At 68.0% G+C, this 275-nt stretch carries 1 protein-coding gene; it reads right to left on the bottom strand.

What is annotated here, in order from left to right:
* Positions 1-275 (bottom strand): iron-containing alcohol dehydrogenase (locus SB679_RS24125; protein ID WP_410704769.1); only part of this gene is annotated, 275 nt, incomplete at both ends.

A 275-nucleotide genomic window follows, 5' to 3' on the forward strand; every position in this document is an offset into this window, starting at 1 on the left:
CTGCTGCCCGTCAGGGTTCCCGCCACCCTAAGGAACGACTCGAGCAGACCCTCCAGGACCAGGTGCCGCGGCAGGGTGGCGAGGTGTCCGCCGTCGAGCACTGCCACGTCACCCGAAAGGTGAGGCGATGCTATGAGGCGGCGTCCGACGGCGGTGTCCAGGCATGCGACCCCGCTGACTTCCGCACCGGTCCCCACGGTGGACGGCAGGAGGACGGTTTTGGGACGTTCCTCGATGTTGCGGATCGGGGGCAAAACCAGCAGGCCGGAGCGCTT

It is taken from the genome of Chryseobacterium sp. SIMBA_029 (assembly GCF_046535275.1).
Lineage (GTDB): Bacteria > Bacteroidota > Bacteroidia > Flavobacteriales > Weeksellaceae > Chryseobacterium.